The sequence below is a fragment of the Lactonifactor longoviformis genome, from assembly GCF_042848515.1.
GTDB classification, from domain to species: Bacteria; Bacillota; Clostridia; order Lachnospirales; family Lachnospiraceae; genus Lactonifactor; species Lactonifactor longoviformis.
This window is the reverse complement of record NZ_AP031453.1, coordinates 2,337,394-2,353,155: the sequence shown is the minus strand read 5'-3', so window position 1 is coordinate 2,353,155 and position 15,762 is coordinate 2,337,394. Positions and strand designations below refer to the sequence as shown.

The 15,762-nt window shown below is 47.3% G+C and carries 15 protein-coding genes; all 15 read right to left on the bottom strand.

The window, feature by feature from the left end:
- Positions 1 to 806: 806 nt before the first annotated feature.
- Positions 807 to 2,399, bottom strand: coding sequence for a peptide chain release factor 3 (locus ACGHCT_RS10765; protein WP_072850004.1), 1,593 nt, complete (start codon positions 2,397 to 2,399; stop codon positions 807 to 809).
- Positions 2,400 to 2,512: 113 nt separating this feature from the next.
- Positions 2,513 to 3,226: a SpoIIIAH-like family protein gene (locus tag ACGHCT_RS10760; RefSeq protein WP_072850006.1), complete on the bottom strand. Its 714-nt coding sequence runs from the start codon at positions 3,224 to 3,226 to the stop codon at positions 2,513 to 2,515.
- 12 nt (positions 3,227 to 3,238) lie between these two features.
- Positions 3,239 to 3,790, bottom strand: coding sequence for a stage III sporulation protein AG (locus ACGHCT_RS10755; protein WP_341443391.1), 552 nt, complete (start codon positions 3,788 to 3,790; stop codon positions 3,239 to 3,241).
- Complete coding sequence (locus ACGHCT_RS10750) at positions 3,715 to 4,026, bottom strand: stage III sporulation protein AF (RefSeq protein ID WP_072850008.1); 312 nt, start codon at positions 4,024 to 4,026, stop codon at positions 3,715 to 3,717. The genes ACGHCT_RS10755 and ACGHCT_RS10750 overlap by 76 nt, the downstream gene beginning before the upstream one ends.
- A 44-nt stretch (positions 4,027 to 4,070) precedes the next feature.
- Complete coding sequence (locus tag ACGHCT_RS10745) at positions 4,071 to 5,315, bottom strand: stage III sporulation protein AE (RefSeq protein ID WP_084067703.1); 1,245 nt, start codon at positions 5,313 to 5,315, stop codon at positions 4,071 to 4,073.
- Entirely contained in the window at positions 5,312 to 5,698 is a 387-nt protein-coding gene (locus ACGHCT_RS10740) for a SpoIIIAC/SpoIIIAD family protein (protein ID WP_072850011.1), read from the bottom strand. Before ACGHCT_RS10740 ends, ACGHCT_RS10745 begins: the two co-directional genes overlap by 4 nt.
- A 24-nt stretch (positions 5,699 to 5,722) precedes the next feature.
- A complete protein-coding gene (spoIIIAC, locus tag ACGHCT_RS10735; protein WP_072850013.1) occupies positions 5,723 to 5,917 on the bottom strand; it encodes a stage III sporulation protein AC in 195 nt (64 codons plus the stop codon).
- A gap of 24 nt (positions 5,918 to 5,941) precedes the next feature.
- Complete coding sequence (locus ACGHCT_RS10730) at positions 5,942 to 6,460, bottom strand: stage III sporulation protein AB (protein ID WP_072850015.1); 519 nt, start codon at positions 6,458 to 6,460, stop codon at positions 5,942 to 5,944.
- The gene (gene spoIIIAA / locus ACGHCT_RS10725; protein ID WP_341443393.1) at positions 6,457 to 7,425 is read right to left on the bottom strand and encodes a stage III sporulation protein AA; all 969 of its coding nucleotides are present in this window, start codon (positions 7,423 to 7,425) and stop codon (positions 6,457 to 6,459) included. Before spoIIIAA ends, ACGHCT_RS10730 begins: the two co-directional genes overlap by 4 nt.
- Before the next feature lie 33 nt (positions 7,426 to 7,458).
- The gene (locus ACGHCT_RS10720) at positions 7,459 to 9,294 is read right to left on the bottom strand and encodes an ATP-dependent helicase (RefSeq protein ID WP_072850017.1); all 1,836 of its coding nucleotides are present in this window, start codon (positions 9,292 to 9,294) and stop codon (positions 7,459 to 7,461) included.
- On the bottom strand, positions 9,294 to 10,745 hold the full coding sequence (gene gltX, locus ACGHCT_RS10715) for a glutamate--tRNA ligase (RefSeq protein WP_390439983.1): 1,452 nt from the start codon (positions 10,743 to 10,745) through the stop codon (positions 9,294 to 9,296). The genes ACGHCT_RS10720 and gltX overlap by 1 nt, the downstream gene beginning before the upstream one ends.
- A 25-nt stretch (positions 10,746 to 10,770) precedes the next feature.
- Positions 10,771 to 11,496 carry a Sir2 family NAD-dependent protein deacetylase gene (locus ACGHCT_RS10710; protein ID WP_072850021.1) on the bottom strand — a complete coding sequence of 242 codons (726 nt, stop codon included), beginning with the start codon at positions 11,494 to 11,496 and terminating at the stop codon, positions 10,771 to 10,773.
- 118 nt (positions 11,497 to 11,614) lie between these two features.
- Positions 11,615 to 12,667, bottom strand: a complete 1,053-nt coding sequence (locus tag ACGHCT_RS10705; protein ID WP_072850023.1) for a nitronate monooxygenase family protein — start codon at positions 12,665 to 12,667, stop codon at positions 11,615 to 11,617.
- The gene (locus ACGHCT_RS10700) at positions 12,668 to 14,401 is read right to left on the bottom strand and encodes an acetyl-CoA carboxylase carboxyltransferase subunit alpha (RefSeq protein ID WP_390439979.1); all 1,734 of its coding nucleotides are present in this window, start codon (positions 14,399 to 14,401) and stop codon (positions 12,668 to 12,670) included.
- 12 nt (positions 14,402 to 14,413) lie between these two features.
- Positions 14,414 to 15,754: an acetyl-CoA carboxylase biotin carboxylase subunit gene (locus tag ACGHCT_RS10695; protein WP_072850027.1), complete on the bottom strand. Its 1,341-nt coding sequence runs from the start codon at positions 15,752 to 15,754 to the stop codon at positions 14,414 to 14,416.
- Positions 15,755 to 15,762: the final 8 nt, after the last annotated feature.

Genomic DNA, 15,762 nt, shown 5'->3' with positions numbered 1-15,762 from the left:
CAAGAGAGACGCAGATGGACGGTCAAGAGAGACGCAGATGGACGGTCAAGGGGGGCGGTCTTGGGGCCGGGGGAGCCGGTGTATCTGCTTGCTGCTGCGTTTCTCCTTAGCTAACTGCCTAGCCGTTCACTAAGAAGCTCAGGAGAGCCTTCGCTCCTAAGTGACCGCTGGCAGTGGATCTTCGGACGCACTCCGCAGTCTGCGCAGATACACCGGCTCCCCCGGCCCCAAGACCGCCCCCCTTGACCTGATAGAGACTCACTTAACATTCACGGAAAACGGATGGAGGAGGTCGAACCTTGTACACTTTTCATCTACTTGTTTAGCACTATTGATAACTCAATGTTTTGAATAAACTGTCAAAAATCTCCCTCATCCTGAAATTTCCCATACTCAGGTGAGAGAAATCCCGCGGCAGCGGGCTGGCTGGGTTGGGCGGGAGGCTTAAGGTCCGCGGACGATTCCGTAGGAGTGAGTAGAGAGTCTTAGGCAAAAACGGGATTCACACCGGAGATTTTTTCGGCAGTCCAGGCCGAAAAAAAGTGAGCATGGGCAGAGAATGCACATTAAGCATTCTTTGCACATACGAACGGTGCTCCGGGGGGGATTCCGGTTTTGTCTTAGACTCTCTTCACGACGGAGGTGTCCCCGGAACTTAAGCCTCCCGCCCAACCCAGCCAGCCCGCTGCCGCGCCATTTCTCTCACCGTCCTCCTGCCATCTCACCTCCCGGCATGAATTCCCCAGAGCTAAATTAAGTTACAAAAAAGGCACCGCTCCACATTCCGTATCACAGTGCCTTCCCCTCTAATTCTTACCAAACTCTGCCAACCGCAGTCCATCGTTTCTGTCCAGTGTCATTCCGATGCTCCAGCTGTTTACAAACAGAAGCAGCGGATTTCCTTTTAAATCCATAACCTTCTTCATATCTGAAGTCCCGGTTATCTTTTTCACATCGATCTCGTCTTTGTTCTCTATCCAGCGAATATGTTCATAGGGAAGATTTTCCAGACGAATATCTACTTTATATTCATTTTCCAAGCGGTATTTTAACACATCAAACTGCAGGACGCCTACCACTCCCACAATAATCTCTTCCATTCCCGTGTTCAGTTCCTGAAAGATCTGAATCGCACCTTCCTGGGCAATCTGGTTGATTCCCTTGATGAATTGTTTTCTTTTCATAGTATCTAACTGGCGTACTCTGGCAAAATGCTCCGGAGCAAAAGTGGGAATTCCCTCATAGGCAAACTTCTTATTTGACATACAGATGGTATCTCCGATAGAAAAAATACCAGGATCAAATACGCCGATGATGTCTCCCGCATATGCCTCGTCTACAATGTGTCGATCCTGGGCCATCATCTGCTGGGGTTGAGACAGGCGCATCTTCTTTTCCCCCTGTACATGGTATACCTCCATCCCTGCATCAAACTTGCCGGAACAGATACGCATAAAGGCAATTCTGTCCCTGTGGGCTTTGTTCATATTAGCCTGAATCTTGAATACAAAGGCTGAAAAGTCTTCCTTCATCGGATCAATGATTCCCACATCAGCCTTTCTGGGAAGGGGAGATGAGGTCATCTGAAGAAAATGCTTTAAAAAGGTCTCCACGCCAAAGTTCGTCAGCGCCGACCCGAAAAACACAGGGGAAAGTTCACCTTTGCTCACTTTTTCCAAATCAAACTCCGCACTGGCGCCGTCCAGCAGCTCGATTTCTTCCATTAAGAGCTCCTTGGCCTCTTCCCCCACGGCCTCGTCGAACTTAGGGTCCCCGATGGGGATTTCACTTTCAACACCCTCTTTTGTACCTTTCATAGTATCGGAAAAGGTCAGCACACTTTTGCTGTTTCTGTCATAGACACCCTTGAATTCCTTTCCGGAACCAATGGGCCAGTTAATGGGACAGGTGGCAATTCCCAGCTCTTTTTCGATTTCATCCAGCAAGTCAAAGGTATCGTTGGCATCTCTGTCCATCTTGTTAATAAATGTAAAAATAGGGATATGTCTCATGACACAGACTTTAAAAAGCTTTCTGGTCTGAGCTTCAACGCCTTTGGAACCGTCAATAACCATGACTGCAGAATCTGCAGCCATTAAGGTTCGATATGTGTCCTCCGAGAAATCCTGATGTCCCGGGGTATCCAGTATGTTAATGCAATAACCGTCGTAGTTAAACTGCAGTACAGAAGACGTGACAGAGATACCTCTCTCTTTTTCAATCTCCATCCAGTCAGACACCGCATGGCGGGCTGTTGCTTTTCCTTTTACTGACCCTGCCAGGTTGATCGCTCCCCCGTAGAGAAGAAATTTTTCCGTAAGGGTGGTTTTGCCGGCATCCGGATGAGAAATGATTGCAAATGTACGTCTCTTTTTTATTTCATTTGTATAATCAGGCACGATAGCATCCTCCTGTGCGAACTGTAATTTTCTTATTTTTCCAAGGTTACCGTGATTTTACACGCTCTGAATATTTTAGTATACCCGGGAAACGGTGTCAAGGGATTTTAAAATTACTCTTCCCCCTCTGTTCCGTCGTCTGATGACTGTGCCTGACTCATGGGAGTAATTACGATATTTTCAGGAGCTACACTGGTTTTCCTCTTAACAATATCTTCGATTTGAGCTCTCTTGGCATCATCCAGCTCAGAATCGGGTACTATGACGTCCGCAGAGTCACTGGTAAGATTCACCACCACATTTTCAAAGCCTTTTGCTTCCAGAAGCAGCTCTGCCGCCTCTTCCTGCTCTGCCAAATCTGTCATCTGCACCATGGATGCCACTGCTTCCTGTTTCTGCTCGTCAGAAATATTGGCATTGTTGATAATCTCCAGCAGAGTTTCTTTGTTGGCGGATCGGACCTGCTCCCTGCTGATCTTGGCCTGTGCTACAAAGGTGGAAGCACCTGTAAGTACTGCCTCCCCCGGAGTCTCTACATTAGCATCTGTCGTACTGGCATCTGCTGTATCCTGACTGTTTTCTTCCAGCAGGGCTGTCTCATCGGTAAGATCTGTGTCCAGACTGTCAATATCCTGAAGTACACTGTCCATATCTGCTGTGGTTTTAGAATCCTCATCGGATGAATTTTTAACATCTTCGGAGCTTGCTTTCTTAAGCGATTTGCCCATCCCCAGATGACTGTCCGAATAATTGATGTATCCGGCCACTGCTATCATGATTGCCAGGGCAGTAATAATTACCTGATTTTTCTTAAAAATTTTCTTCACTTGGATTCTCCTCTATTTCATTTTCATTACTTTAATTTTATGGGCTTCCACCTGAAATAATGCCATAACTGCCTCCCGAATATTTTGATTTACCACTGCATTATCACCTCCCTGGGCAATCACCAGCACACCTTTGATTCGGGGCAGTATCTCTGTGGAAACATAGGGGGTTTGATTTCCCTTGGAATCTTTCGCATATACCGTGGCATCTGAATCTTTCTCCACCACTTTTTCTCCCGTATCTTCAAAGGTAAGCACTACCTGTACCTTTCCGATCCCCTCCACATTGGAAAGAGCCTGTTCCAGCTCTGTCTCCATCTGCCTCCCTGTAAGTTCCCGGGTGTCTGATTTTTCTGTATCCGGAAGAGACGTCTCACTGGTGCTGTCCTTTTCCTTCTCTTTTGTGGGCAATGCAATGATCAGCAGCAGTATTCCCACCAGAAGCACTACTACCAGCTGTTCCTTTTTTAAATTCTTAGGCAGTCCGTTTATTGTGTCATCCCCTCCTCCTGATACATTTTTACATTGTATTTCTCTTCCAGTTCCTGCGCGTAATCCTCCCACTGCTGCAGCTGACGGGATTCCTCCTCCTGAAGATAGTCATAAAAAGAAGTCTCTATCCGTTCATCTATATTCAGGAATTGAAGAATAGGGGACAGTAATAACAACATCAGCAAAATCCCCATAAAGTACTGTACATATTTCCGGTAGCTGTTATCCGGCATAAAGTTCAGCACCGCAGACAGAAAGATAAAAAAATACGCCAGATTTTCCATCCATTTGTAGATTTGCTGGGTCATTTCTTGTCCCTCCCCTGTTGGAAAATATGCGCCGTATTCCGTAATTATGTCTGAAAAAATGATGTGGCCAGTATAGCAATTGTGATCATGAACAACACCTCAACGGTAAGAAGCACCCTTAACAGCAGGGCACATCCTTCCCCGATAGTACTAAGGCAGCCCACCATCCGCTTGTCCGATATAGGCTGGGTGAGAGCTGCCAGAAATTTATACAGAATCGTGGTAAACCCCATTTTAATCAGAGGGGAGAGGCCCAGAATCACCAAAACTATAATCGCCACTACACCAAGGCAATTGCGCACCAGCACGGAAGTGCCCAGTACTACCTCAGTCACCGCATCCACCGCATTTCCAATCCCTGGAATGGCGCTGGCAGTCTTCCCCAGAAAGGTTCGCTTCAGGGAATCCAGTGCAGGGGTGACCATATTCTGCACCACCTGAAGTCCCACCACCACTGCCAGGCAAGTTCTAAGTGTCCACTCAATTAATGTCTTCATCAATTCTGCCATCTTTGAGAGAAAATCTTCACTGTGCAGATAATTTACCAGTTCAAGAAGCACAAACACATTGATGCCGGGAAGGATCACGGTGAGAAGCAGAACCTGTACCAGATAGATTAAAATCAGCACCATTTCATAAAACATCATGGCTGTCCCTGCACCGGTAGATACAGTGATGGCCAGAAAATACGCGGGTGCCAGAGCCTTCATGAAGGTGGTAAGCCCTGTCAGTGTATCATGTACCTGGCTGCTTAGCGTGCCGAAGGAATGGATCAGCACGGCAAGAAGAAGCATATAAATCATGTAAAAACTAATCTCCCCAATCTGACCATTCTCAAAAACGTTGGAAAAATTAGTAAAGAGAGCTGCAAGCAAGACCAGCAAAAGTACATGAACCATCGTCTCCTTCTCCACGGAAAAGGAGGTAAGGAGCACCTGCTGTATGACTTCTCTGAAATTCTCTTTGGTAAAAATCTGTTCCCCGTTCATCAGCCGCTCCATGGCCGTTCCCAGATCGAAGCTGTTCTCTCCAAGAAGTTCTGTGATAGCTTCCTGCACCTGATTCAGGTCCATATCTTCCATCATACTGTCTTCGATCTCTCTGCCCTTGTCCTCCATGGTTTCCTGCATCTGAATCTCCTCCCGGGTCTTTTCCGACTCTGAAGGAGGTACTGCTTCAATAATTTCTTCTTCCTGATCCGATGCACTGACAGACTGGATATTTCCCAGAATCAGTATAAAAAGCACAGCGGCGGCCAGACCGATGCGAAAGGGGGCATGGCCTTTCATGACAGAAACCCGTGAATGGTCTCCATAACAGCCAGAAGTACAGGCATACTGATGACCATAATGTATAATTTACTGAATACCTCTATCTGATTGCCGATAGAACCATACCCGGCATCCTTGCAGATTCCGGATGTAAACTGGCCGATATAAGTGATTCCTATCATTTTCAGCAGCGTGGTCAGGTAGGACGTGCTGATCGGCAGGTATTCCTGAAGCTGGTTTACGGAATCAAAGAGATATTCCAGCTTCCCTATGGCATATGTAAAAATACACAGGCTGACTCCCAGGCTGATATAAATAGAATACTCCGGCTTTACCCCCTTCAGGAAAATGCCCAGTAGAATCCCAGCCATCCCGAGAATAGCTACTTTTATCATCTCCATGTGTTCCACCACCTCTTTTCCCGTTTACAGGGAGAATAAATCTTTTATGGTTTGAAATAAATCATAGATATAGGGAAGTACCCAGAATAAAACCAGGATTAATCCCGCAAGGCTGGTTAAGAATGCCTGTTCCTCTCTCTGGCTGTGCTTCAATACCATACATAATACGGATACCAGGATTCCCACTGCCGCTATTTTAAATAAGAGACTTACTTCCAACTTCCCCTCCCCCTTTGTACAGATTTATGCCAGTGCAATGGCCAGAAACAGTCCGCCCATCACACCCAGGCTCTGATAGATTCTCTTTTTTGCCGGAATGGTAGCCTCGATTTCTTTCAATTCCAGTTCCAGCTCCTGCTGGTACAATTCCAGCGTGCTTATCTGCATGGCAATATCCAGGTATCCCAGATACTGGCCAATCTGTTTTAGACTTTCTTTATCTTTTGGGGTAAGGCTGCTGGATGACAGATGTTCATCCACACCTTCTGCGAAAAGCTCCTGAAAGGTCCGCCCGTCGTATTGGCAGGCCTTGCGGGCCACTTCTGTAAGAAATAAATGGAAAGGTTCCGGAAGCTTCTGACCGATCTGGTCCAGAGCCTCCGGCAATGTAGATTTGCCATAGGAGATTTCCCCTTTTAAAAAGAGAAGCAGTCTCCTGATAGTTTTCAGCTGCTGGTATCTCTTTGTCAGAGACAGGCTCATCAGATATCCGATGCCGGAAGATGCACCTATCACGAGACAGATTCCTATCACTTTGATCATGATGTACCACTCCCCTGATAGAGGCAGCTGCCTCTGGCATCATAGATTGCATGTACAGTTCCCGCCTGTTTCTCTTTTTTCAGAATCACATACCTGTCAAAGATGCGTTCATTCATCAGACGCTGCATAAGAGGCTTCCTCTTAATATCCTCTATGGTGCTTCCGTGAACTGTGGCCAGCAGTCTGCAGCCGCAGTGGATTACAGATTCGATGGCGTGAATGTCCTCATAATCCCCCAGCTCGTCTACCGCCACTACTGAGGGCGACATAGACCGGATCAGCATCATCATACCCTCGGCTTTCGGACAGCAGTCCAGAATATCCGTCCGAATCCCCAGATCATTCTGGGCAATGCCCAGGTAGGATCCTCCGATTTCGGATCGCTCATCCACCACCCCCACAGTGATCCCGGGAAATTTATCCCATCCGTCAGAGATCTGGCGGATAATGTCCCGAAGCATAGTAGTCTTTCCGCATCTGGGCGGAGATATAAGAAGGGTGTGATAAATGGTATCTTCCTGTATCAGGTAGGGCATAATCGATGTGGCACAGCCTTTTATCTGATGGGACAGGCGCAGATTTACATAAGATATATATTTCACGCTTTTCACCTTGTCCCCCTCCATGACAGCCTTGCCTGCGATTCCCACACGGTGGCCGCCCTGAATAGTGATAAATCCCTGGCGGACTTCATCCTCAAAGGCATACAGGGAATAACTGCTTACGTATCCCATAGTCTCTTTCACTTCCTGGGCGCTGACCAGATATGCGTTTTCTCTCCTATGTGTAAACTGCCCCTCCCGGGTCAGGAAATATTCTGTACCCTGGTAAACTACAATCAAAGGAGCATTGACCCGAAGACGTATCTCATAGACATTGTCCATATCCATCCGGGCTTTGGACAGAATTCCCCTGACTGACAGAGGAAATAATTGAATAATGGGTTCCTTCTTAATGTTCCTCACCTCTTTAAAACAATATATGAGGACAATCTGTTTTTAGAAGGAGAAATTAGTATTTCTGACTTTCATCTCTTCCAGGAAACGGGACATCTCCTGTTTTTCGTCGGAATAGCACAGGTGAAGCCGCTTCCTGGCTCTCGTCATACCCACATAAAAAAGCCGCCGTTCTTCTTCTATCTCCTCTTCCAGCACCGCTTTGTGATAGGGCATCACCCCTTCGTTTACATCCAGTATATATACCTCATCATACTCCAGCCCTTTGATGCTGTGCAGAGTGGAAATGGTAACACCCTCTTTTTGTTCCGACTGGTGTTTTGCCTGCTCTTTCAGCTTTTCGGAGAACTCTTCCATGTGGGCAAACCATGCAGCAAAACTTCGGTATCCCTTGGTACTCTCATGTATCTCTCTCAGGGTTTCCAGCAGATCTTCTGCTTTTATCCTGCGGTACACTGCATATTCTTTCAGATAAGCCTCATATCCTATCCCCTTCCGGATATAATTGACCGCACCATAGGGAGTCATGCCCTTTAGGATCCTGAGATCCTCCTCCAACCGGTCAATCCTGTCGCACATCCATTCCTTATCCTCATAATACCAGCGCAGCCCTTCAAAAGAAAATTCGCCGGAGTCCACCGAATCCCGGGACAGATAGCGGTTGGGCCGGTTCATAATCTGATAAAAATTTTTCCTGCTTCTGTCACCCAGGGCAATCTGGATATATGCCAGCAGATCCCTGGTAATCCAGTGCTCATAGAGATTGGGCAGCAGATCTCTCATATGAAAAGGAAGCTGGTACTCCATGAGCATTTCCACCAGATATCTTGCCCCCAGGTTGGTCCGAAACAGAACGGCGATTTCTTCCAGGGGCTCCTGCGCCTCTTTTGCTTTCAGTATCCGGTCCCTCACCCAGCGGTTTTCCAGGATTTCTGTTTCGAATCCCCTGACTTCGATAGGATCCCCCAGCTCATTTATGGTTTTTATCTCCTTGGGAAAACGCTCCTGATTGTGATGGATTACATTCTGGCTGGCTTCCAGAATTCTCTTGGTAGAGCGGTAATTGCAGGCCAAAGTTACCCTCCCCGCATCCGGATACTCTTCCGGAAACTGAAGCATAATTTGAGGTTTGGCTCCCCGGAAGCCATAGATGGACTGATCATCATCTCCCACTATAAAGAGATGGTTTTGAGGCAGGGCCAGAATCTTTATTATCTCATACTGCAGCTTATTAATATCCTGAAATTCGTCTACCAGGATATACTTAAACTTATTCTGCCAGGCTTTCCTTATGTCCTCCCTCTGCGTGAGCAGTTCATAGCACCACACCAGCATATCGTCGAAATCCAGGAGTCTGGCACTCCTGCATCTTTCCTGGTAACCCCTGTAGATATCACGGAACGACTCTTCGGGACAGGCCGCGGAATAGTAGTGTTCCAGGGCAATCCTTCCTGTCTTTACCGTGCTGATCTCGCCGATAATATCTGTAATAAGCTCTTTTTCATCCTCGACTTCCAGCCGGCTGCTGCGTATCAGTTCTCTTAAAATGGAATATTTTTGGTCTTCGCCAATAATATTCCGGGCACTCAGCCCGTAGGCATGGCGTAGGATCCCATAAAACACACCGTGAAAGGTTCCGAAGGTAACCTGTGTGGAGGCAGTTTGGGATAAACGCAAAAAGCGCTCCTTCATCTCTCTGGCAGCGGCTTTTGTAAACGTCACTACCAGGATAGAGGAAGGAGACACCTGATATTCCCCAATCAGCTGGAGAACCCGGCGGGTTAAGACAGTAGTCTTCCCGGAACCGGGTCCCGCCAGACACAGAAAGGGACCTTTATAATGCATAATTGCAGTTTTTTGTGATTCGTTATATTCCATTAAGCACCTAATTTTACAATTGCAGCCTGAATCCTGCGGATAGATTCCTCTTTGCCCAGCAGTTCCAGAATCTCTGTCGCCCCGGCGGGTGTCATCTGTTTTCCGGAGAGGGCAGTGCGGACGGGCCACAGTACATAGCCATTTTTGTATCCTTTTTCTTTTGCAAATCCGCACAGGAGCTCATAGAGTGCATCATTGCTGTAATCATTTTGTTCCTCCAGCACAGGGAGTACCTCCTGCAGCAGACTAAGAGAGGATTCCGGAGTTGTCTTCATTTTTTTATGGCGGTACATCTCTGTGTCATATTCCAGAACATCTTCCACAAAATCGATTAATTCCGGAATTTCAGGGAATACCTCTATTCTTGTTTTCACCATCTCAGCTACTTTTTTTAGATTTACCTTCCGGCTCAGAGTGTTCTGAATAAAAGGAAGCGCTCTCTCATAAAACTGATCAAAATCCATGGCTTTGATATATTCCCCGTTCATCCATTTCAGTTTGACAATGTCAAACACAGCCGGTGATTTGCTCATATGATGATAGTCGAAGACCTTCACCAGTTCCTCCAGGGAATAAATCTCCCGGTTCTCCTCCGGGCTCCATCCCAGAAGTGCAACGTAGTTGACAATAGCTTCTGTCACAAATCCCTGATCGATGAGATCCTCATAGGATGAGTGTCCGGACCGTTTGCTCAGCTTTTTATGCTCCTCGTTGGTAATCAGAGGGCAGTGCACATAGGTGGGGATCTCCCATCCGAAGGCTTCGTAGATTCTGTTGTATTTGGGGGCAGAGGAGAGATATTCATTACCTCTTACCACATGGGTGATTCCCATCAGGTGATCATCCACTACATTTGCGAAATTATAGGTGGGATATCCGTCGGATTTGATCAGAATCAGATCATCCAGCTCCTCGTTGGGCACTGTAATTTCCCCGTAGATATCATCCCGGAAGGTTGTAGTGCCTTCGGAGGGCATATTGAAACGGATAACGTAGGGAACTCCCGCCTTCAGCTTTTCTTCTATCTCCTCTTTTGTGAGAGATAGACAGTGCTTGTCATACATGGCAATCTCTTTGCCTGCCACATTCGTCCGAAGGGATTCCAGGCGTTCTTTATCGCAGAAGCAGTAATAGGCATCCCTCTGCGCAATCAGCTGCTCTGCATATTTTTTATAAATTCCCAGAGCATTTCTCTCACTCTGGACGTAAGGACCCACTCCCCCGTCTTTATCCGGTCCTTCATCATGGAGCAGACCGGTTTCTTCCAGGGTATGGTAGATAATCTCAAGAGCACCTTCCACAAAGCGTTCCTGATCCGTGTCCTCGATTCTCAGCATAAAGCTTCCGTTCTCGTGTTTTGCAATCAGATAGGCATATAAAGCCGTCCTTAAATTTCCTACGTGCATTCTCCCTGTAGGGCTTGGGGCAAATCTTGTTTTTACTGTACTCATCATGATTCTCCTGGTTCTTTTATAGTTAATGATAGATCTTCGGCAGGATCTCGTCCGGACTGCCATGATAGACGAAATCAGCATTGGCATCGCTGAAATGGGGTTCCCTGTTTATCAAAATCAGTTTTTCTCCCATAAAGTACTTCAAACAGGTCTGACACAGATAGGAATGAAGGGTAGAACCGATAACCAGCAGGGTATCTGCCTTGCGGATCTCATCTGCTGCTCTGGAAATCAGATAATTATCTACCATCTCCCCCACCAGCCTTACCTGAGGTCTTACCGGTACATTGCATTTATGGCACATGGGGATATCTCTGCTTTTCAGCATATACTCAAAGGGAAAAACCTGACCGCAGTGTGGACATTTATTGCTGTATATATTCCCGTGAAATTCGATGACATTTTTACATCCTGCCCTCTTTGCCAGGGAAAATATCTCTCTGGTAACAATTGCATTCAGCTTGCCGTCCTCTTCCATGCGGGCCAGCGTCTTAAGTCCCTCCCCCGGCGTTCCCGGGCTGGCCAGTATTTCATTGCGATAGAAATCAAAAAACTGCTTGGTACGGGTAGTATAAAACACAGAGCTGAACATTTCATCCGGGGAATAACCGTACTTTTCTTCGATTGCGTAGGCACTGCTGTCACTTCGGTAATTCATACAGCCGCAGTCCTCACAGATGGTGATTCCTTCCAGACACACTACATTTCTACTTTCATCCAAAACCTTCCGAATACTATCCAAATTCATTCTATCGCCCCTCTTTTTATTGCTGTTAACTTTTTCCTCAAAAAAGGGTACATGGTATGAACCAGTACCCCATTGCAGACATATTATACCTTAAGTGCTGTTTTTTTTCAAGCATCAGTTAAGCCAGTTCCTGGAAAATATCTTTGACATATTCCAGCTTTCTGCAGCGGTAAGCATTGGCTCCGCAGAACAGCAATCCATGATCCACATTCCCCTCTACCGCCTGCACCAGAGCGTCCGTGATACAGTAAGGTATTTCTTTTGGTTTGCAGGTAGTGATACAGTGATAGCAATACGGAATCGGCTGTCTCTTCGCCTTCACCCGTTCCATAAACTCATTTTTTATGGCTCTTCCCGGCATGCCCACAGGGCTCTGGACGATACAGATGTCTTCTTTTTCTGCCTTGATATAAGCCTGCTTATATGCCGGACTGGCATCACACTCATAGGTGGTAACGAATCTGGTACCCATCTGTACTCCGTCCGCTCCAAGGCTGAGCGCATGATCCATATCCTCTCGGTCAAAGATACCTCCGGCAACCACTACAGGTATCTCTTTTCCGAACTTCTCTTCATATTCTCTGGTCTGGAGGATGATAGAGCGGATGACAGAATCATAGTCCAGGGCGTCCGTATCCGAGAGCTCTTCCTTTGTGAATCCCAGATGTCCTCCGGCTTTCGGCCCTTCTATGACAACCAGGTCCGGGGCCCTGTGATATTTTCTGTCCCACATCTTGCAGATCACATGCAGTGATTTCAGGGATGATACAATAGGAGCTATCTTTGTCTTTGAATTCTCCACCATCTTTGGGAGATCAATGGGCAGGCCGGCTCCTGAGATAATCAGATCAATTCCTGCGGATACTGCCGTTTTTACATAGTCCTGATAGTGCTGGGTGGCTACCATTATATTTACTCCGATAATCCCGCCCTGTGCCAATTCTCTTGCTTTTGCAATTTCTTTTTTTACAGCCCGGAAATTTGCTTCCAGAGGATTTTTTTTGAAATCTTCCTCCCTCCAGCCGATCTGTGCTGTAGATATTACGCCTACACCACCGGCTGCAGCCACGCTTCCTGCCAGGCCTCCCAGGCTGACACCGACGCCCATTCCTCCCTGAATCACGGGAATACGTGCCGTAAGTTCTCCTATTTTTAAGGGTTTTCTGTCCATTTACATCCTCCTAAACCTTTCATAGCGCAGTGCGGCTATCTCCTCGGGATTTTTCTGATCCATCCGGCAAAGGAAGGATTTCATCTCTTTTTTCAGTTCCTCTGCGATTTCTCCCAGATTGTCAAGACCGGCGGGGACTGGTTCCGGAATAATACGCTCAATGATCTGCAGCTTGTAAAGGTCCGAGGCTGTTATCTTCATAACCTCTGAGGCCTCCGGCGCCATCTTGCTGTCTTTCCAGAGGATAGAGGCAAATCCTTCCGGTGACAAAATGGAATACGTAGCATTTTCCATCATCCAGACTTCATTTGCCACAGCAAGGGCCAGCGCCCCTCCGCTTCCTCCCTCTCCAATCACAATACTCAGAACAGGGACTTTTAAATCTGACATTTCCATAAGATTTCTGGCTATCGCTTCCCCCTGTCCCCTCTCTTCTGCTTCGATTCCGCAGAATGCCCCCGGTGTATCTATAAAATTGATAACCGGACGGTTAAATTTCTCTGCCTGCTTCATCAGACGCAGCGCTTTCCGATATCCCTCCGGGGAGGGCATACCGAAATTACAGCGTATATTATCCTTTGTGTTTTTTCCCTTCTGCACTCCCAGGACAGTGACCGGCTGGCCATCCAGAAGCCCCAGACCGCCCACGATGGCTCCGTCATCCCGAAATGCCCGGTCTCCGTGAAGCTCCAGGAATTCATCAAAGACTGCATGGATATAATCCAAACTGGAAGGCCTCCCGGCGTCTCTTGCGATCTGCACCCTCTCCCAGGCCCCAATCTCTTTTCCCCCGTCTCTGTGCTTTCCCTGCCTCTTATCTAAACTTTTTTCCTGTATTTCAGAAAGAGGAATCTGGCAGAACTGTGTATAAGACCTGTTTCTCTTATGCAGACGCACCAGACCCAGAAGGGTACTTTTCTGCTTCTCTCTGGTCAAAATACCGTCAATGATTCCATGCTCTACCAGAAATTCTGCCCTCTGAAATCCCTCCGGCAGTTTCTGTCCAATGGTCTGCTGTATCACTCTGGGACCGGCAAATCCGATGAGCGCTCCGGGTTCTGCCAAAATAATGTCCCCCAGCATGGCAAAGCTGGCCGTTACTCCCCCAGTGGTGGGATCTGTAAGAACAGGAAGGTAGAGCAGTCCTGCCAGGCTGTGCCGCTTGATTGCAGCCGAAGTCTTCGCCATCTGCATAAGAGATACCATTCCCTCCTGCATTCTTGCGCCTCCGGAGCAGCAGTAAAGAATTACAGGAAGCTTTTCCTCTGTTGCCCGCTCGATGGAGCTTGTGATCTTCTCTCCCACCACATATCCCATGCTTCCCATTAGGAATCTTGCGTCACAGACACCGATCACCACAGATTCCCCTTCGATCTTGGCTTTTCCGATTCGTACCGCCTCATCCAGATGGGTCTTTTCCTGCACCTGCGCAATCTTCTCCTCATATTCAGGATAATCTAAGGGATTCGACACCGGCATTCCGGCAAACCATTCCTCAAAAGAACCTTTATCTGCAATCATCTTAATTCTGGTCTTTGCCTTCATACGGAAATATCCCTGACATTTTGGGCACACATAGTGGTTTTTCACCACATCTTCCTTATATATTACCTCTTTGCATTTGGGACACTTCATCCAGAGTCCTTCCGGAACAGAGGGGGAAGAAGGTACCTCTCTGGTTCCCGACAGTGTAATATAATTACTTTTTTTGAATAATTCTTTTAAACGGGCCATTTTTTACACTCCTTACTCGTAATGCTCCTGGATAAAATGAGTCGTCACATTCCCTGTTATAAAATCTTCCTGGTTCAGGATATCATACTGAAAGTCAAGATTCGTGCTGAGCCCTTCTATGATAACCTCCCCCAGAGTGCTGCGCATCTTGGCAATGGCGGACTCTCTGTCTTTGTCATATACAATTACCTTCATGATCATGGAGTCGTAATTCGGAGGGATCGTATATCCCGTATACACGGCAGTGTCAATCCGAACCCCATTGCCCCCGGGCACATGCAGGTTTTCTATGGTACCCGGACAGGGCATAAAATTTCTGGCCGGATCCTCCGCATTGATCCTGCACTCTATGGCATGCCCCCGAAGAGATATGTCCTCCTGCCTGACACTTAAGGGCAGACCTGCAGCGATGGAAATCTGTTCTTTTATAAGATCAACCCCTGAGACAAACTCTGTCACAGGATGCTCTACCTGGATTCTGGTATTCATTTCCATAAAAAAGTATTCACCTGTTCTGTCCAAAAGAAATTCTATGGTACCTGCATTCTCATACCCGACTGCTCTGGCAGCCAGGACAGCGGTTCTGCCTATCTCTTCTCTCTGGCCCGGGGTGATTGCACTGGATGGAGACTCCTCAATCAGCTTCTGATGCCGTCTCTGAACGGAACAGTCTCTTTCTCCCAGCTGCACCACATTCCCATATTTGTCTGCGATAATCTGTACCTCTATATGTCTTGGCCTTCCCACATACCGCTCCAGGTACATGGTATCGTCTCCAAATGCATTGACGGATTCCCTCTGGGCCGTATTAAAATTATCCGGGAACTCTTCCTCTGATTCTGCAATGCGCATTCCTTTGCCTCCCCCTCCGGAGGAAGCTTTGATCATGACAGGGAAGCCAATCTGCTTTGCAGCTTTCAGGGCTTCCTCCAGGGTATATACAGGCTCTCTGGTCCCCGGCACCACCGGTACACCTGCCTCTATCATGGTTCTCCTGGCCTCAGATTTATTACCCATTTTGTTAATCAGGGCTGCAGAGGGACCGATAAATGCCACGCTGCATTTTTCGCACATTTCTACAAACTTACTGTTCTCCGATAAAAAGCCAAATCCCGGATGAATAGCTTCTGCCTTGGTAGCAATGGTAGCGCTCAGGATTCTTTCCATGTTCAGATAACTCTCTGAGGCCTGGGCCGGACCAATGCATACGGCCTCATCTGCCAGCTGTGTATGCAGGGCATCCCTGTCAGCCTCTGAATAGACCGCCACCGTTTGTATTCCCAGTTCTCTGCAGGCTCTGATAATCCGTACGGCAATCTCTCCCCGGTTGGCAATTAATATTTTCTGAAACATACAAACTC